This is a genomic window from Paracoccaceae bacterium, from assembly GCA_012103375.1.
Lineage (GTDB): Bacteria > Pseudomonadota > Alphaproteobacteria > Rhodobacterales > Rhodobacteraceae > WLWX01.
Window position 1 is genome coordinate 411,392 of the sequence record WLWX01000001.1, and the last position, 17,032, is coordinate 428,423.

The 17,032-nt window shown below is 58.5% G+C and carries 18 protein-coding genes; 4 read left to right on the plus strand and 14 right to left on the minus strand.

Annotation, left to right across the window (positions count from 1 at the left end):
* Positions 1-6: 6 nt before the first annotated feature.
* Genes GKR99_02175 through GKR99_02185 form a run of 3 tightly spaced genes read right to left on the minus strand, consistent with a single transcriptional unit; the run spans position 7 to position 3,676 of the window.
* Positions 7-783: an SDR family oxidoreductase gene (locus GKR99_02175; GenBank protein ID NKB26415.1), complete on the minus strand. Its 777-nt coding sequence runs from the start codon at positions 781-783 to the stop codon at positions 7-9.
* Complete coding sequence (locus GKR99_02180) at positions 780-2,225, minus strand: aspartate aminotransferase family protein (GenBank protein ID NKB26416.1); 1,446 nt, start codon at positions 2,223-2,225, stop codon at positions 780-782. Before GKR99_02180 ends, GKR99_02175 begins: the two co-directional genes overlap by 4 nt.
* Positions 2,207-3,676: a pyridoxal-phosphate dependent enzyme gene (locus tag GKR99_02185; GenBank protein NKB26417.1), complete on the minus strand. Its 1,470-nt coding sequence runs from the start codon at positions 3,674-3,676 to the stop codon at positions 2,207-2,209. The genes GKR99_02180 and GKR99_02185 overlap by 19 nt, the downstream gene beginning before the upstream one ends.
* 534 nt (positions 3,677-4,210) lie before the next feature.
* On the opposite strand from GKR99_02185, the gene GKR99_02190 reads away from it, so the two are divergent.
* Positions 4,211-6,088, plus strand: coding sequence for a tetratricopeptide repeat protein (locus tag GKR99_02190; protein NKB26418.1), 1,878 nt, complete (start codon positions 4,211-4,213; stop codon positions 6,086-6,088).
* Positions 6,089-6,274: 186 nt separating this feature from the next.
* Positions 6,275-6,442, plus strand: coding sequence for a hypothetical protein (locus GKR99_02195; GenBank protein ID NKB26419.1), 168 nt, complete (start codon positions 6,275-6,277; stop codon positions 6,440-6,442).
* A 184-nt stretch (positions 6,443-6,626) separates the two neighbouring features.
* Here GKR99_02195 and GKR99_02200 read toward each other — a convergent pair whose 3' ends face one another.
* Positions 6,627-7,022 carry a sulfur reduction protein DsrE gene (locus GKR99_02200; GenBank protein ID NKB26420.1) on the minus strand — a complete coding sequence of 132 codons (396 nt, stop codon included), beginning with the start codon at positions 7,020-7,022 and terminating at the stop codon, positions 6,627-6,629.
* 56 nt (positions 7,023-7,078) lie between these two features.
* Here GKR99_02200 and GKR99_02205 point away from each other — a divergent pair, with 56 nt between their 5' ends.
* Entirely contained in the window at positions 7,079-7,546 is a 468-nt protein-coding gene (locus tag GKR99_02205) for a hypothetical protein (GenBank protein NKB26421.1), read from the plus strand.
* A 23-nt stretch (positions 7,547-7,569) separates the two neighbouring features.
* Here the strand turns inward: GKR99_02205 and GKR99_02210 are convergent, their stop codons facing one another.
* From GKR99_02210 to GKR99_02220, 3 genes are all read right to left on the minus strand, one after another.
* A complete protein-coding gene (locus GKR99_02210) occupies positions 7,570-8,535 on the minus strand; it encodes a SpoIIE family protein phosphatase (GenBank protein NKB26422.1) in 966 nt (321 codons plus the stop codon).
* Entirely contained in the window at positions 8,519-9,313 is a 795-nt protein-coding gene (locus tag GKR99_02215) for an FHA domain-containing protein (GenBank protein NKB26423.1), read from the minus strand. Before GKR99_02215 ends, GKR99_02210 begins: the two co-directional genes overlap by 17 nt.
* A 194-nt stretch (positions 9,314-9,507) precedes the next feature.
* On the minus strand, positions 9,508-9,978 hold the full coding sequence (locus tag GKR99_02220) for a hypothetical protein (GenBank protein ID NKB26424.1): 471 nt from the start codon (positions 9,976-9,978) through the stop codon (positions 9,508-9,510).
* A gap of 8 nt (positions 9,979-9,986) precedes the next feature.
* Between GKR99_02220 and GKR99_02225 the strand changes: the two genes are divergently transcribed.
* Positions 9,987-10,145: a hypothetical protein gene (locus GKR99_02225; GenBank protein ID NKB26425.1), complete on the plus strand. Its 159-nt coding sequence runs from the start codon at positions 9,987-9,989 to the stop codon at positions 10,143-10,145.
* A gap of 58 nt (positions 10,146-10,203) precedes the next feature.
* On the opposite strand, the gene GKR99_02230 is transcribed toward GKR99_02225, so the two are convergent.
* Genes GKR99_02230 through GKR99_02260 form a run of 7 tightly spaced genes read right to left on the minus strand, consistent with a single transcriptional unit; the run spans position 10,204 to position 16,472 of the window.
* Entirely contained in the window at positions 10,204-12,279 is a 2,076-nt protein-coding gene (locus GKR99_02230; protein ID NKB26426.1) for a protein kinase, read from the minus strand.
* A 43-nt stretch (positions 12,280-12,322) separates the two neighbouring features.
* Positions 12,323-12,748, minus strand: coding sequence for a hypothetical protein (locus tag GKR99_02235; protein ID NKB26427.1), 426 nt, complete (start codon positions 12,746-12,748; stop codon positions 12,323-12,325).
* A complete protein-coding gene (locus GKR99_02240; protein ID NKB26428.1) occupies positions 12,696-13,886 on the minus strand; it encodes a hypothetical protein in 1,191 nt (396 codons plus the stop codon). Before GKR99_02240 ends, GKR99_02235 begins: the two co-directional genes overlap by 53 nt.
* Positions 13,819-14,409, minus strand: a complete 591-nt coding sequence (locus GKR99_02245; GenBank protein ID NKB26429.1) for an OmpA family protein — start codon at positions 14,407-14,409, stop codon at positions 13,819-13,821. Before GKR99_02245 ends, GKR99_02240 begins: the two co-directional genes overlap by 68 nt.
* An 8-nt stretch (positions 14,410-14,417) precedes the next feature.
* Positions 14,418-15,314: an IS3 family transposase gene (locus GKR99_02250; GenBank protein ID NKB26430.1), complete on the minus strand. Its 897-nt coding sequence runs from the start codon at positions 15,312-15,314 to the stop codon at positions 14,418-14,420.
* Entirely contained in the window at positions 15,260-15,547 is a 288-nt protein-coding gene (locus GKR99_02255; GenBank protein ID NKB26431.1) for a transposase, read from the minus strand. Before GKR99_02255 ends, GKR99_02250 begins: the two co-directional genes overlap by 55 nt.
* Positions 15,498-16,472 (minus strand): transposase, encoded by a 975-nt coding sequence (locus tag GKR99_02260; protein ID NKB26432.1) that lies wholly within the window; start codon positions 16,470-16,472, stop codon positions 15,498-15,500. The genes GKR99_02255 and GKR99_02260 overlap by 50 nt, the downstream gene beginning before the upstream one ends.
* Positions 16,473-17,032 lie beyond the last annotated feature (560 nt).

Here is a 17,032-nt window from a genome sequence, read left to right on the forward strand (position 1 = left end):
AACGCTTTAGCGCATCACGCGGCCCCCGTCGAAGGGGATGATCTGACCGGTGACATATGATGCGGTACCTGACGCCAGCATCTGAACAAATGCCGATGTTTCTTCAAATGTGGTCAGCCGCTCCAAAGGAAGACTCAGTTCGATCTGTTCAATGTCGTTCGCCGAAAACAACGCACGCAGAAGGTCGCTGTCGACAAACCCAAGGGCAACTGCGTTCACGGTTACGCAGGGGCCAAGTTCAAGCGCCATGACCTGCGTCAGCATGTTCAGCCCGGCCTTGGAGGCCGCGTAATTGGCGTTTCCGGTGCGCGCCACGATGGCAGAGGTTGCCGAAATGTTGACGATCCGCCCTTGCCGGGCCGCCACCATAAGTCGCCCGACAGCTTGGGACACCAGAAACGGCCCCTTCAGATTGACGTCGCAGACCCGGTCCCAGGCCTCTTCGCTGATGTCAAGGAAGGGCGCATCCTGGCTGAGGCCTGCGTTGTTGATTAGAATGTCGATACCACCAAAGGCGCTTTCGACCGTTTCAACCATTTTGTTGACGTCGCGCGATTGGGAAATGTCCGCGCCGATGACCAGCGCTTCGCCGCCGCCATCCCTGATCATTGACGCGACACCCTTGGCCTTGTCGCGTGAGTTGGCATAGTTGAGCGCGACCTTCGCGCCCCGTTTGGCAAAGTCGATCGCCAATTGCCGCCCCAGGCCACCGCTTGCGCCGGTTATCAATACTGATTGGTTGGAAAACTGTGCCATGTTCTTCCCGTCTGAAAGGGTGTTCATGATCCCGGTCCGCCCTGCCGTGCCGGGCGTTTCGCCTGAAAGGCGCTAAGGCTGTCGCTAAGTCTGCGTGCAAGGCGCTGGATGCCGTCGGTCGTTGTCATTGGATTGATGACCGAAACGCGCAGCACATCGGCACCTTTCCATTGGGTGGGCCGCACGAACATATCACCGGGGGCGTTCAGATCTTCGGTCATCGCCTGAATCGCGCCGGGGCCAAGGTCGGTTCCGATTACGACCTGGTTCAAGTCCACCTCGTTTAGGACCTGCAGGCCCGGGATCTGGGCGACCTCCTGTGCGAGCACGCGCGCGATGTCACAATGCCGTTCAACCAAATCGCGCACCCCGGACCGCCCCAGCGATTGCAGCGTCGCCCAGGCGGCAAACCCGCGGGCACGGCGCGACAGTTCGGGGTTGAAGTGGGTCGGATTGCGCCCATCCTGGGCCGCTTCGTTAAGGTAGCTGGCAGAAATATCCATCGCGCGGCGATGTGCATTACTGTCGCGCACGATTGCAAAGCCGCTGTCATAGGGGATCTGCAACCATTTATGCCCGTCCACCGACCAGCTGTCCGCAAGCTCGATCCCCTGCGTCAACGGTGCCTTTTGCGCCAGAACCCGCGCCCAGAGGCCGAAGGCCGCGTCGACGTGGTGCCACGCACCGTAGCGCTGCGCCAGCCCGGCAATTGCCGCAATATCCTCGAACGCGCCCGAGTTGATGTGCCCCGCCTGCGAGATGATGATCTTGGGCCCGCAGTGCGCGGCAAGGGCGTGTTCAAGCGCCTGAACATCCATCCGCCCCTGTGCATCCGAGCGAATGCGGGCGCAGTTTGCGTCCCCCAGACCGATGTGCCGGATGGCCGTGTGGTTGGTAACATGGGCGTCGTCACTCAGAAAAACGCGCAGCGTCGGCGCGCCCTGCAACCCGAGGCGTTCATAGTCATGTCCCGCGCGTTTCAGAACTGCCGTGCGTGCGGCGGCAAGCCCGACAAACGCCGCCATTGTCGCGCCCGTCACCAGCCCCACCGACGCGTCGCGCGGCAGGTCGAGGAGATCGAGAAGCCAGTCTGAAACCGCCTCCTCGGCGATGGCAGCAGCGGGCGACGTCTGATAGATCGCCGCATTCTGCCCCCAGGCGGATGTCAGCCAGTCGGCGGCGACCCCGACAGGGCTGGAACCGCCCATCACCCAGGCGAAAAATTCGCCCTCGGTATTGCCGACCAAACCCGGTTCGGCGGCGGCGATCAGATCGTTGATCACCGCCGTGCCATCGCGGGGCGCTTCCGGCAATGCGATCCGAAACCGGGCGCGAAGGTCGTCGGCTGTCACAGTCGGGTGAAGCGGGCGGGTCTGATCCCGATACCGCACGGCATAATCGGCCGCCGCCGCCAGGGGGGCAAGCGGCCCGTCGGTCCCGGACGATGGCGTCATCTTGGGTGCAGCCATGTCGGCAGGAAGCTGTATGCGTCCCGGTCCATATCTGCGTTGAAGGCCACGCTGGCCTCGGCAAGCATCGCTTTCAATGACCCATCATTGAAGGCATCGAAGGTCTCGGTCGCGCCACCGATATGTTGCCCATCCACGAAAATCTGCGGAATTGTCGGCGCATTACAGCGCTGGCGCAGATCGGCGCGAATATCGCCGCCCAGGTTGTCCTTCTGAAACGCAACTGAATCGAGGTCGACCGAGTGGTATTCGATACCGGCTGCTGAAAACATCTTTCGGACGGACCAGCAGAACTCGCACCATTCCAGGGCGAACATGGTCACCTTATTCTCGGCGATGGTCTGTTCGACGAAGGCCGTCGCGTGCGCTTTCGCAGGCTCGGCTGCCGTGGCAGGTGCTGCACTGCCGCTGACATCAAAACGATAGCCGTCGGTCGAACGCGAAATCTCCATCTCTTCGTCGGTCATGGTTTCGGCGACTTCGTCAAACAGGACCGTCGACATATAGCGTTCGCCCGTGTCCGGAAGCATCGCGAGGATCTTTGCGCCAGCCGGTGCAGTTTCGGCAAGTTTCAGGGCGGCGGCAAAGGTCGCGCCACTGCTGATGCCGCAGAAGATGCCTTCCTTGGTGGCCAGATCGCGTGCGGCCTGAAGCGCGTCGACACCGGCGACAGGTTGAAAGCCGTCGATATGGGTCGCGGCATCCTCGGCCAGCTTCGGGATGAAATCCGGCGACCAGCCCTGCATCAGATGCGGGCGGAACATCGGGTGGCTTGCGGTCGGTTTGCCGTCGGCATCGCGTTCCTGCGCAATCCCGCTGCCCATGACGGGCACATTGTCTGGTTCGGTCAGCACGATCCGTGTCTTGGGGCTGCGTTCCTTGAGCACGCGCGACACGCCCTTAAGGGTGCCGCCGGTGCCAAATCCGGTCACGAAAAAGTCGAGCTCATTGGCACCAAACGCGTCGAGGATTTCCGGCGCAGTCGTGCGCGAATGCATATCCGCGTTGGCTTCATTCTCGAACTGGCGGGCCAGGAACCAACCGTGCTTTTCTGCAAGCTCTTCAGCTTTGGCGACCATGCCCGAACCTTTTTCGGCCGCCGGAGTCAGCACGACCCTGGCACCAAGAAACCGCATCAGCTTGCGCCGCTCGACACTGAAGTTCTCGGCCATTGTCACGACGATGGGATACCCTTTCTGCGCGCAGACCATCGCAAGGCCGATCCCGGTGTTGCGCGAGGTCGCTTCGACCACCGTCTGGCCCGGCTTCAGGGCACCTGACGCCTCGGCCGCCTCGATCGCGGCAAGCGCGAAGCGATCCTTGACGGATCCCAGCGGGTTGAACGCTTCCAGCTTCACGAAAAGCTCGACCTGCTTTGGGCCGATGTTGTTGATCCGCACGATCGGGGTGTTTCCAATCGTATCCAGAATCGAGTCTCTGATCTTCTGCATCTGCGTATTCCTTTGGGCCGCACATTGCGGCTGCGGTAATCTTCGATCCAAGTGTGTCATTTTCCTGCTCCTCGCTACAAGTCTTACGCGCCGGCCAAAATCGGTAGGATGCAATGCAGGAATATCCCGACACTTGCGGCACCCCCCGCGGCGAATAGGGCGGGGCGACGACGCAGGCGCCGCCGTGGCCAGACGCTGTAGGGCCCGATGATCGCGGGTTTGCTGGGACGGGTATCATTGATGAAGGTCATTGAGTTTGGCTCCTAGAGTGGTGTTTCGAACTGGCAGCAATGTCCCAGCCGGATCAAAAAGCGCCGTGAGCCTGCCGTGAACTCTGCTGTGAATTCGGGGGTGAATTTGAAAAAAAACCTGGGCGATCCACAAAAATCTGGTCGTTTTGGGTCAGGATCGGCCCAAATTTGGCCACCAGAGTCGCCGCACGGCCCCCGCCTGCGGGCATGTTTTTCAGTTTCTCTTCAATCTTTGCCGTGACCCACTTACTGTGAACGCCAGCCATTCAAACGGGTCAACGCCATGTTTGACGTGAAACTGTTCGGGAAATTCGAAGTCCTCTCTCAAGACGGTGCAGCAATCAATGTGGCGGGGGCAAAGACGCAGGGGCTTATTGCTTTCCTGGCCATGAATATGGGGATGCCGCCGACGCGCGACCGGATCGTCAATCTGTTCTGGGGCGACCGGTTCACGGATCAGGCGCGCCAAAGCCTGCGCCAGGCGATTGCCAAGCTGCGCCGCATCCTGCCTGACGGTGACCGTGCGTTGGTTATCGAACATGACAGGATCAGTTTCGACCCTGCCGTGGTGCGTGTTGATTTGGACCGGTTCACCGAACTGGCCGAAAACGACCGGGTCCAGGACGCGATCGCCGCGGTTGCCTTGCTGCGTGGCCCGCTTCTGGATGGATTTTTCGGGCAACAGGCAGAGTTCGAAGATTGGATTTCATCGGAACGCCAAAGTATCAATGAGCTGTCCTGCAAGCTTCTGGAACGTGCGGCGGATGCCGAATCCCGCAACGGAAACATGTCACAGGCGCTTGTGCATGCGCGCCGGGTGACCCAGTTGAACCCCTGGAGTGACGCCGCCCATGGCGTCCTGCTGCGACTTCTGGCGCAGAATGGTGAACGCGCGCAGGCGATCCAGCATTTCCAGAAGTATGAGAGCACTTTGAAAGACGAACTGGGGATCGGTGTCGGGCAGGAATTGCGCGAACTGATCGCGCAGATCCGTGGTGAAACCTTTGCGCCCGCAGAGCATTCACCAAATGACCCGGCGCTGTCGGCCTCGCCTCCGGCTTCTGCGTTGCCAATGGCCGAACGTGCCCCCGACGCTGCAGATGGGCAAACCTCGATCGCGATAGTGCCCTTCGCGTGGATGGCGTCCGAAGCCGATCATGGGTTTCTTGTTGATGGCCTTGTCGAGGATATGTCGACCAAGCTTTCGCGGTTCAGCTGGCTGACCATCAAGGCCGGTGCCAACACCCACGGCGCACGCCTGACCGGCGCCGAGATGAGCGCGCTTTTTGGCGAACAGGGGATCGACTATCTTATACACGGATCGCTCAGATCGCAGGGAAATCGGTTTCGCCTGACTGTGCAACTGGCCGATCCGCGTGATGGGCGTTACCTTTGGGTGGAACGGTTTGACCGGTCGACCGATGATCTGTTTTCGCTTCAGGATGATCTTTCAGACGCTGTCGTCGGATCGCTGGAGGCATCAATTGCGCGGCTTGCCGGGCGCAGTACGCGCAGCCTTTCGTTTGACGATATGAACGCCTGGGAATGTTATCATCGCGGCCTTGCGATCCAGTATGAATTCGACGCCGCAACGAATTCGCAAGCCCAACGTCACTTTCGCCGCGCCATCGCGCTGGATCCGAACTTTGGACTTGCCTATGCGCGGCTGTCCTATGCCATCGTCATTTCAGCGATTTACTTCGAGGCGGCAGATGTCACAGCATTGCTGGACGACGCGCTAGAGCTTGCCCAGACCGCTTCGCGCCTTGAACCTGATGACGCCGTTGTCCGGTTTGCGCTGGGGCGGGTTCTGCTGGCGCGGGGGGAATACGACCAATCAATCTCGCACCTCAAAAGCGCTATCGAGTTGAACCCCAATATGGCGCAGGCCCATTGCGGGCTTGGCGATTCAATGGCCTATGCGGGCGACCTTGATGCCGCCATGTCCTGCTTTGAAGAAGCGGTGCGGGTTTCGCCGAATGATCCCTACCGCTGGGCGTTCCTGAGTTACGGCGCAACTGCGCTTTTGTTTCGAGGTGATTTTCTTGATGCGGACAAATGGGCCGCAGAGGCTGAATCGATGCCGAACGCCCATTACTGGCCGATTGTGTTGAAAAACTCCGAAATCAGAGCGTCGCGGATTTCTTGCGAAAACCTATGAAGCGAAATAGTCGGAAAGCTTTGACCACGAGACAGCGCATGGCTGCGCGTGAGCGCATGTAGGCGATTTGGGCCGACCCCCGCGCCAAAAATTTAGGATCGGGCTGCATGGAAAGAAAAATCATCGTTCAGGCCCTAAAACGGAGTTTTTCAACACAATCGGCCGACAGCCATTCGTGCCTCGGCATTGGCACATGCCGGTCACGAGGGCGAGGCGAAGGCGGCACTGGAACGGTTGATCGCCTTGCGGCCCGGCATTTCCTGCGACTTCATCGAAAGTCGCCTGTTCTATCTGCGCGACCCTGAACAGGTTGAAACCTATGTTTCCGGTCTGCGAAAGGCAGGGTTGGAATAGGCGTACAATTTGCGGGCAGGGCGCGCAAAGATGGTGCCAGCAGGCCATTTCAACCTGCTGGCACATTCAAAGTGCGACGCAGACGCCCGGTCCCGAACCAATGCGCGGCCAAGGCCGCATCACAGGTTCGATCTTGGGCGACGGCGAAAGCGTGGGAACCCTCAGGATCCATCGGGGCCAACCCTCAAAGCAGGACTTTCCCGCCAGCCTCAAGGAAATCCATCGAGTGCGGAGCACCGGCAATTTCTGCGCCGTCGATCAGGTCGTCCTGGGTGATGTTCATCACAGCGGCACAGACCTTGCAGACCCAGATGATCCCGCCTTTTTCGACGAATTCGGCGATGTATTCACCCACCGGTGGGTATCCTTCGGCGGCCAGACCATCGGCGCGGCCCTTGACCACAAGGTTCAGCGCATCGCCCGTCAGAAACGCGCGCGCCGGGCCACGATTGGCGGCTGCACAGGCAAGAATGAAAGGCACGGTTGCACGCTCAAGATCTTCGGGGCCAAAGCTGCTGTTTACGAGGTACGACATTGAAATTCTCCTTTTTGATGTTGTCGATTTCGATGTCGCCAACATCTGGCAGCCCGGTGAAGCGGGCGTTCTCCGGGGCGCGAACCAATCCGCAATTCAGGGTGAACAACGCGAAACTTGCCGTGAATTACCGGGATCTGGGCGTGAAGCTACAAGAAATTCAGTTAAAGCGGCCGTACTGGCGGGCGACGGAGCACTGCGGCCAATGGTTTTTTGAAATAGCTTGGGGCAGCGAGCATCGGTTGGAGCATCTTCGGTTCAATCTGCAACGATGCCTGAAGACGAAAAACCCTACCAAGCAGGGCGCGCGCCGGACCGGCGGGCTGGCGCAGCGACGGGGGACAGGCATGACTTATGGTGCAGTGTTAGCCGTCAACTCTGACCGAAGTGCCAACCTCAAACCGACGCCTGACCGGTGGGGCCGGTCCGGCGTGCGCGCCTTGCGCCTTTGGCGCGCACCGGGCGCAGACGGGGGTCGTCAGTCTTTTGACCAGCGCTTCCGCGCGTTTTCGCACCTCGTCCGGGAGATGCTTTCCACGCAGCAGCGGGTCCAGATCGACCTGCGCTGACTTTTGCCCGCCCGCCCCGTTCATCAGGTCGCGCTGCCCGCTACCTTGGGGCTGGATGCATCGTCGTTGGCGGGCACAGCGCCGTCGCCGGGTATGCCGGGTGGGACGCTGCTGTCGATTTCAACAACGCGCGTGGTACGTGCGGTCACCGTTTCGACAAGATCAACGGGTTTCTGGCGGGTGACGCGGGCAACTGGTTTGTTATGGTTCAGTTTGACCACGGCAAACGACACATTGTCCTGATCCGGGTCGGCCAGTTCCAGAATCGCGGCCAGCAAATGCTCGGCGATTTCGGCGCTTTTGCGCCTACGGTAACGCCGCAGGATCTTTTCGATCCTGGGATCTTCCAGATATTGAAGACCATCGCTGGAAACGACAACCATATCGCCGACTTCCAGTTTGAATGGGCGCCCGGGACAATCCGATTTCGCGACCTTTTCGCCCAACAGAACGGAGGTAAGGCAGTTGCGATCCGGGTGGTTTTTGGCCACTTCTGGATCCATCAGCCCGCTTTCAACCATAAAGTCAATTTGCGGCGCAATCGAGTGATCTTCGTTCAGCTGCGAAAGCTTACCGCCCCGCAGATGATACAGCGGAGAGTCACCCACCGACATCCAGTACATCCGGTTTTCGACCATTACCAGCGCCACAAGGGTTGCACCCATTCCGCGCGCCTTGGGGTTATCCTCGACGTATTCACGCACACTTTGGTTGGCGTTTGCGGTTGCCTTCAAAAGGTATTTCGGGATTTGCGTTTCGAATTCCGAAAAATTCGCGCTTTCGAATTTCAGTTCTCCATATACTTCCGTAACAACAATTTTAGACGCAACGTCCCCGGCCGCGTGCCCGCCCATGCCATCGGCAAGCACCACGACCCCGATATCCGTTCCGGCCGGAAAATCGGTGACAATTGCGTCTTCCTGATAGTCGCGGCCGCCCTGGCAAACCGCCGACGCCACGTCAAAGCGTGGTTCAGGCGATTTCCACATTTTCCGCCTCGTCGTCCTTGTTTTCTGTCCAGGTGAAGTTCTCGTTACACAGGGCGATGAATTGAAGCGTCGTTTCGCCGATGTTGATCTTGTCCATGGTCGTCAGCGGCTCATTGCTGATGACCGGCTTGCCGTTCAGGCGCACGATGTTGCTTTTGCCGCCCTGACCCAAAACGAATTTACTCTCTTCGGGGTCAAAAACAATTGCGGCATGGCTTGATCGTGAAATCGCATTGTCGCCGAAATCAAGCTGGACGGCCTGGTCTTCGCCGCGCCCGATTGATGACATTCCTGTATGCAGCGTGAACGATTCTCCGCGTCCGGGCCCATCCAGTACGATCACCCAACCAACCGGGAACCGGGCCGAGGTCTGGACCTTGGCTTCCACCGGGTTTTCAAACAGATCAACAACCTGCCCGTCCGAATGTTCGAATCCCAGCAAACGTGTCCGGTTGCGACGCTTGCGCGCAGGTGCGGCATCGGCGCGGTCAAGCAAATCTGCGGTGGCTTGTTGGGTCGCCGCAGGATTTGTCGGGTCAAAATCTTCCAGATCCCAGATGTTCACGCCATCCTCGGCCGGTTGCTCGGCCAGCGGTTCGTGCACTGCCGCAAGCGGCTGGGCGGGGTTCGGCTGGCTCGGCGCAGCGCCGCCGGATCGGCGGAATTCATGGGCAACACCTGTGCTGCCGCCTAGGCGATCGAATGCATCTACTCCGTTCGTCCCAAGCGTTTCCGCGTTCTTGCTGGACCGTCTGAAAAGTTTGCCAAGTAGTCCCATAATCTATCCTCTGCTATTTTGGCCGAGATCTGCGTTCTGCCGCGCTTTGTGCGCTGTCGTATCTGATGTCGGTCTGACTGGCGCTTGTTTGGCCAGCACTGCGACGATCAATTCTGTCGTTTTCGCTTTGCCATCGGTTTGGATTTCATCTTCCGGTTCTGATCCAGAATTGTGTTTTCTCTGCTTCCCATCCGCTAATTCACCACGGCGCTATTGTAATACATGGTGACCAGCCACATCGCGCCGTCACGGTTCACGGCAAAGTTGAAATTGGAGGTCCCGTTGGCGATTTCGCGGCGCATCAAGGCGTGCAGTCCCTGCCGACCCTGGATGGCCTCGTTCGTCGTCATATAAGAAACCACCGCGTCGCCGTTCTGGAATTCGTCGGGTTTCGTACCGGGGCTTGCTTTTACACGGGTCACCCATTCGCCATTTTCAAGACGCGATTGGAACTGAACGCCGTTCAGAAGGGCCAGATTTTCGACGACGGGAAGGTCAAGGGACCGCACGATCGCCGTTTTGCCTAGCTGATCCTCGACCCCCAGTTCGACGGCGATGGACCCTTCGGTGTCTATCGGCGCAGTTGCTGTAACGACCTTTTGGATGTCACCGATCGAGTCGACCGGAACGCCGTTGACCGAGACGATTTTGTTTCCTGCCCTCAACCAGGCGGGTGCATCGTCGGCGATCGAGCCAACCGCCGCCGGGTCAGGATTGTGTTGAAAAACTCCGAAATCAGAGCGTCGCGGATTTCTTGCGAAAACCTATGAAGCGAAATAGTCGGAAAGCTTTGACCACGAGACAGCGCATGGCTGCGCGTGAGCGCATGTAGGCGATTTGGGCCGACCCCCGCGCCAAAAATTTAGGATCGGGCTGCATGGAAAGAAAAATCATCGTTCAGGCCCTAAAACGGAGTTTTTCAACACAATCTCAGCAGAACTGGCGCTGAATGGAAGCAGCGCTGACGTTACCGACATGACAGCAGTGGCGTCCTGGACATCGCTGCCTTGCGATTGCGCAACAACCGGCGCGTCGACGACAGCGCCAGCAGTTTGCGGGGCAGGGGTCGGCTGGGCCGATTGCTCGGCTGCACGCCGTGCGGCTTCTTGCTGGGCGGCTTCTGCCTGCCGAAGGGCTTCTTCCTCGGCGGCGCGTCGGCCTGCTTCGGCTTCGGCAGCGCGCCGACCGGCTTCGGCCTCTTCAGCGCGTTGTGCGGCGGCGGCTTCTTCGTCTGCGATACGCTTCGCTTCGGCTTCTTCTGCCTGACGTGCGGTTTCCGCCTGGGCCAGGGCAAGCGCCTCGGCAGCCTCGGCGGCGGCGCGTTCCGAATCTTGCAGGGCCGCAATACGTGCGGCTTCTTCCGCGGCAAGGCGATTGGCCTCGGCTTCGGCTTCGGCGGCGATGCGGGCGGCTTCTTGTTCAGCGGCCAGACGCGCGGCCTGCATTTCTGCAGCCAGGCTTGCCGTTTCGGCCTGCAAAGCCATGCTGATGAGATCTGCTTCTGCCGCGATACGTGCTGTTTCGGCTTCGGCGGCAATACGCGCAACTTCTGCTTCGGCTGCTATGCGGGCCGCTTCTGCCTCGGCGGCCAGGCGCGCAGTCTCGGCCTCGGCAGCGATGCGTGCGGCTTCGGCGGCTTCTGCAACCCGCGCGGCCTCAGCCTCGGCCGCTATGCGCGCGGCTTCGGCGGCTTCGGCAACCCGCACCGCCTCAGCTTCGGCAGCGACACGTGCGGCTTCGGCTTCGGCAGCAATTCGGGCCGTTTCAGCCTCGGCGGCTAGGCGAGCTGTCTCGGCTTCTGCAGCGATGCGGGCGCTTTCGGCCTGCTCGGCGGCAATTGCGGCCTGATTATTCGTGTAGTTGTTATAGCCAAGCAATCCCAAAACTGCGACGACCGCCAGGGCGGATCCCGCCATCATCAGCGTTTTTCGCTGTACCTTGGGCATCACAGTCGCCGGGGCAGCTGCGCCCGCCTTCTGGGACGGCTTCGACGATTTTTTACCGGCCTTGGCTTTTGCAGGAACATCCGAGTTCGCCGGAACCGTGCCATCCAGTATGTCCAGCCACTCGCGTGCAGATTGAATGCGTTTGGCCGGCATCGTGATCAATGCCTTGTCAATCGCTTCGAGGAACCCGGCGGGATACCCCTTTATCTTTCCGGTCAACGGCTCATAGGGGTCGGGTCGCTGTTCGGCGATTGCGACCAGGCGGTTCTGGCCGTTGATCGGCGGCTGACCCGTAATCGCATGATAGAGCGATGCCGCAAGCGCATAAAGGTCACTCCACGGGCCCTGATCGCTGCCAGCAATATAAAACTCTTGCGGGGAATACCCGTCTTTTACGACCCGCAACGCCGAATGTTTCTTGTTCGACATCGCAAGATTTTCGCGTGCGGCGCCAAAGTCGATCAGGATCGGTTCTCCTGCCGCGTCGATCAGGATGTTGTCGGGTGAAATATCGCGATGCAGCAAGCTGTGTTCGTGAATGAAGCCAACTGCACCAAGCAATTTCCGCGTCATGGCAACGACGTGATCGGGGTCGAACTTCTTCTTCGGATCCTCCAGAATCTCCAAAAGATCCTGACCTTCGACATAGTCGATTGCCATATAGGCGGTGTCATTGTCATCAAAGACCTGATGAACACCGACAATGTTCGGGTGCACCAGTTTCGACAGGCTTTGTGCTTCCTGTACGAAGTGGCGAATGATGGATTTCAATTCGCCCTGATGCGCCCGAGATCTTGCACTGACCACCGTATTGGTCCTGCGGCAAAAGGCGTCGGCATAGCACTCCTTGATGACCACATCCCGATCCAGGCTGTCTTTGGCCAGATACGTGATCCCGAAGCCGCCGCTGTTGAGGTAGCGCACGATCGTATATTGTCCGTGCAGAAGCTTTGTACCTGGCTTCAGCTCATCCAGTGCGCCATCATCGTCGGCTTCTTCAATCAACTTTTTAAGTGCCATACTCTATTCCATTCACGTTGGCGTCATCCATCGTCTGCTGGTGTTACAGCAGCGACTGAACGTTAATTCCGAAGGTGATTGCGCCGATCAGGTTGCCGGTGTCCGGGTCAGAGATCGGCATGGAAACCTGGCTTTGATAAGAGCCGGTGCTTTCGTCATATTCGACTTCGCTGATGTGAATATCACCGCTGCCGTTTCCGAACGTCAGTTTCCATTTGCCTTCATCACCCTGCCAGTAGTCGGAAGTCTCGACACTTTGGGCAACGTTCAGACCACGGTTGTCCATCGCGAATACTTCGGTCACGAAGTTTGCCGTGCTGGCCTGTTTGGTACGCAGCCATTCCGGTGACGGGTGGCCAAGCAACTGATCAATCAAGGGCTTTTCGTCCAGTTTGCGCTGTGCGCGCCAATCCAGATCAAGCTGATCGATATCTGCCTGGGACAGGCTGGCGTGGGTCGCGTTCTGCATAGGATTGCAGCGGAACCCGGTAGACATCTTCCTGACCAGGGGTCGAAAGCATGTAGAGCGTGACAATGTTGCTCATGTCTTTCGTCATCTCGCCGGAAACTTCGGCAACAGATTCCACAATTTCCGGTGACGGTTCGGCCCCACCCTGAACACCGGTAAGGGTGGCCAGCTTGTCCTCCCAGCTTGTGTTAACCTGCTCCAACTCGGCAGCGATAACCTCATTCGGCGGCGGGTTGACACCGGCATCGACCAAACCTTCGCGCAGCGCCTTGAGCGAGATTGAATAGAGGCCAACAGACTCTGCAAGTGTATCCCGCGTTCCAAGTTCGCTGGATCCGACCGCGATGCCGCAGACCTGCTTTGCCACCTGATGCCCCAGCATGCGCTGGCGCCCTGCGATGTTAAGGGCCATGGCGTCGGCCTGTGTCAGCTCATGCGGGTTGCTGTATTTGCCCGAAATGTCAGATGCCAGGATCTTGGTGGCTTCCAGCAGCAGGTTTCGTTCTGCGATGACATCGCCCGCTGTCCCGGTTCCGCCACGTGCGGCCAGCATCCGTTCGCTTGCCTCGTCGATCGGTGCCCAGGCTTCGCGGACTTCGGCGATGGAATTGATGACCACGCCGTGCTTCTCGGGCGCCGGGATGCCAAGGGCAACGCCCCCGATTTCCAGACCCGTCAGAATTGTATTGAAGTCGCTGCGTGCGGTCTTCAATTCTTCCAGCGCGGCGTCGGTGCCGATGCCGCCGTTGATCCGGCAACTTGCCGAACCGATGCTTTGCGTCAGCATCAGAAGCTTGTTCGACAGGTTCACCCGCGCCTTGCTGCCGTCAAAGACAGTTTCGGCCTGGGCATGCGCCGCCCCGCCCTGGGCGAGCAGCGCCACACAAACCGCTGCTGCCTTTGGGGCCATTCTGAACAAATTGGCAATGTGCATGACGGCTTCCATTTCGTTAATCGACTTGTAAATTTGTCGCGGTTTTTGGGTCTTCCGGCCTTCAATCTTGCTGACCAGACGGTGATCGGCGGCCCCGTTCAATTGCCGGGGATCGCTTGCGGGATTCACGTGCTGATCATCCCTCATTTTTTGCGATCCACACTTCGACGCGACGATTGATCTCGCGACCCGACTCTGTGTCATTGCAGGCGGCCGGAGCGATTTCGCCAAATCCGATCACGTCAATCGACATATCGTCCAGGGCACCTTCGGCAGCCGCACGCAGATCGTCGCGGACTTGCTCGGCGCGGGTGACGGACAGGCGACGGTTGGCTTCGAACGCGCCAACGTCATCGGTAAATCCAACCAGCGAAAGCGAGGTTCCCTCGGGTTCATTGGCCAGGAACCGGATCAGGCGCGCCATATCGAGCTGTGCCTTTTCGTCCATGGTTGAGGAGCCGGGGCGGAAACGGAACGTGGTGGATAGGCGGTCCGAGGTTACCATCGCACCCAGCATTTCCCGCATCACGCCAGCTTCGAAGTTGTCAGCCTCGGCGTTGATAAGGCCCAGTGCACGATCACCATTCAGATCCTGTGCGCGGCGAACAATGCCCAGGTCGATGAAGCCGGACTTGGCAACAACGCCATCGGCCCCTTCGGATACTGCAAAGTCCAGGAACTGCTTTGCGGCATCGTCAAGGTTGTCCGACCGGTTATACAGGTACATACGGCTGTCTAGCCCCCAAGTTCTGGGCCATTTCTGATTAGAGTTTCTGGCATTGGTGGTCGCATGTTCAGAGCCTGGTGCGGACGTGTGTGGTTGTACTGCTTAAGCCAATGATTGATGACGATCTGTGCCTGTTTCGTTGTTGTGAACCATTCAGCGTTGAGGATCTCGTGCCGGAGAGTGCCGTTGAACCTCTCGTTGTATCCGTTTTCCCAAGGGGACCCCGGATAGATTCTAATTGGTCGAACACCAACGCGAACCAACCACTCCTGCATCGCCTTGGCTACGAACTCTGGGCCGTTGTCGGAGCGGATATACTCCGGCGTGCCATGGCAGAGGAGCAGCGGATATAGCGCCTCCAGAACATCTTCGGCGCCCATCCTGCTGCGAACTTCCACGGCCAGGGCCTGCCGGGTGTACTCATCCAGAACGGTCAGCATCTTGTAGCTCCGGCCATTGCTGAGCTTGTCGTGAACGAAGTCGATGCTCCAGATGTGGTTCGGATGCGTCGGCCTGAGGCGAATGATCGAGCTGTCCTTGTGATAAAGCCGTCTGCGCTTCCTGTGCCGCTGCGGGAGTTGCAGTCCTTCTTCCTGCCAGAGACGCTCAACCTTCTTATGATTGACCCGCCAGCCCTCGATGCGCAGGAGTTCCGAAACTTTACGATAGCCGTAGCGCCCATATTGCTTGGCCAGGCGGATCAAAGCGAGCCGTAGAGCATCATCGTCTTTTGGCGCGGGTCGATATTGCAGAGAGTTTCGCGCCATACCGACGACCCGGCAGGTCCTCCGCTCCGAGGTCGCGAGCTTTTGGCGCGTATGAATAACGGCCTGACGGAGCTCCCCAGTCGTCAGGCCCTGGGCTTTAAGTAGTTCAGGCTTTCTTTGAGGATCAGCTTGTCCAATTCAAGCTCAGCGACGATCTTCTTGAGACGCCCATTCTCCTTTTCCAGGCTGCGCATCTCCGACAACTGCGACCGTCCCATACCACCAAACCGTTTCCGCCAGTTGTAATATGTCGCATCGCTGATGCCGACGCTACGACACGCCGATGCAACGTCACTTCCTCCCGTCAGCTTCAGCTCAATCTCACGCAGCAGCTTCAATACATCTTCGTCCGAATGCCGTTTCCGTGCCATTACATATTCCCCTCTCAAGACCAATGTAGTGGCCCAGTTTTAGGGGGGAAGGACAGGGTTCGATTTGACGTTCGTCCACAAGCCAGCCCAACATCTCGGCTGATCCGTAACCCGTATCACCCACAAGCTTGTCAGGTTTGATGCCAAACCGCTCATGTACACGATCGATCATCTCCCTTGCTGCCCGCGCCTCTGCAGGCCGGATCGGAGCCGTCGGCTCGACGTCCACGATGACTGCATTATCCAAATCGACCATATAGTTAGTGGAATAGGCAAAGTAGGCGGCTCCCCCGTCAGCCCCAGTCCAACGCGCTGCTGGATCAGCCGGTGAGATGTATTTGGGGACGACCTTGGTCGCAGCACCGAAGGCCACATCATCCAGCGTCTCGAGATATTCGTCGACGGCACGGGACGTCAGATCTGCTGGCAGTCCGTCTTTGCTTTCAACGCCGCGCGTCTGGTTTGCATTCGCGGGGATCAGACTGGCATCAACACCAAAGCTGTGGCCGCCAACCAGCCCCTCATCCATGCAGCGCTGCAAAACGACCTCGAACAAATGTCGGAACAAACCGCTCTCGCGGAAACGGCCATGCCGGTTCTTAGAGAATGTCGAATGGTCGGGCACTGGATCAGCCAAATCAAGCTTACAAAACCAACGATACGCCAGATTGACATGAACCTCTTCGCAAAGCCGTCGCTCGGAACGGATGCCCTGACAATAGCCCAACAACAGCATGCGGATCATCAGTTCAGGATCAATCGAAGGGCGGCCATTGGCACTGTAGTATGAAGCGAGCAAGGGGCGCACACCTGTCAGATCAAGGAAGCGATCAATTCCCCGGACGGGATGATCCTTCGGCACAAAACTCTCGATCGAGAACTCATAGAACAGCGCGCCTTGCGCAACTTGCCTTGGACCCATCATCGCCGAACCCTCCACCCTCAAAACAAGTGAATCAGAGCGTGCGCGGCCAATCAACGGACTTTTTCAACAGTATCTCCGCGATCTCACCATTGCTGAGTTCCTAAGTGTTAGCCCCGGTTTGTGCACAGAATGAGACTGGATTCTGGAAATCGAGGGGGATTGTCGCGCAAAACAGGGGGTAGTTTTCGCTTTTTTTAGGAATTTGCGTTCGAAAACGGCAACTTTTTGTCATCAATGTGATTGCAATCCCATATTGAGATCGCGAATCTTTGCGCAATTTGAAGTTGATTCTCTGACCGTCGCTATAGGTTGCTCCATGTAGCGCTGATTGGCGGCAGTTTGAACGCGCGACGGAAGACAGCGATCAAGCGCATTCAAACAACGATCCCATTCGGTATCCGCGATCATTTGGACATATTCCAACGGACAGTCGCCTTCGATCCCTTGCTGCATCATGGGTGAGCAATGGATGCAATTTCGGGATTTCGGAGAATTGCACATTTCGCACATTGATACAGTCGCATGATATGTCTGGCGAAGCGGATAAACGCGGCAGGGGC

Bases quoted from the DNA above. Each gene is read 5' to 3' on its own strand.
- GKR99_02175 (NKB26415.1), bottom strand. From the start codon at position 783: ATGAACACCCTTTCAGACGGGAAGAACATGGCACAGTTTTCCAACCAA.
- GKR99_02180 (NKB26416.1), bottom strand. From the start codon at position 2,225: ATGGCTGCACCCAAGATGACGCCATCGTCCGGGACCGACGGGCCGCTT.
- GKR99_02185 (NKB26417.1), bottom strand. From the start codon at position 3,676: ATGCAGAAGATCAGAGACTCGATTCTGGATACGATTGGAAACACCCCG.
- GKR99_02190 (NKB26418.1), top strand. From the start codon at position 4,211: ATGTTTGACGTGAAACTGTTCGGGAAATTCGAAGTCCTCTCTCAAGAC.
- GKR99_02200 (NKB26420.1), bottom strand. From the start codon at position 7,022: ATGTTGGCGACATCGAAATCGACAACATCAAAAAGGAGAATTTCAATG.
- GKR99_02210 (NKB26422.1), bottom strand. From the start codon at position 8,535: ATGTGGAAATCGCCTGAACCACGCTTTGACGTGGCGTCGGCGGTTTGC.
- GKR99_02215 (NKB26423.1), bottom strand. From the start codon at position 9,313: ATGGGACTACTTGGCAAACTTTTCAGACGGTCCAGCAAGAACGCGGAA.
- GKR99_02230 (NKB26426.1), bottom strand. From the start codon at position 12,279: ATGGCACTTAAAAAGTTGATTGAAGAAGCCGACGATGATGGCGCACTG.
- GKR99_02235 (NKB26427.1), bottom strand. From the start codon at position 12,748: ATGCAGAACGCGACCCACGCCAGCCTGTCCCAGGCAGATATCGATCAG.
- GKR99_02240 (NKB26428.1), bottom strand. From the start codon at position 13,886: ATGACACAGAGTCGGGTCGCGAGATCAATCGTCGCGTCGAAGTGTGGA.
- GKR99_02245 (NKB26429.1), bottom strand. From the start codon at position 14,409: ATGTACCTGTATAACCGGTCGGACAACCTTGACGATGCCGCAAAGCAG.
- GKR99_02255 (NKB26431.1), bottom strand. From the start codon at position 15,547: ATGGCACGGAAACGGCATTCGGACGAAGATGTATTGAAGCTGCTGCGT.
- GKR99_02260 (NKB26432.1), bottom strand. From the start codon at position 16,472: ATGATGGGTCCAAGGCAAGTTGCGCAAGGCGCGCTGTTCTATGAGTTC.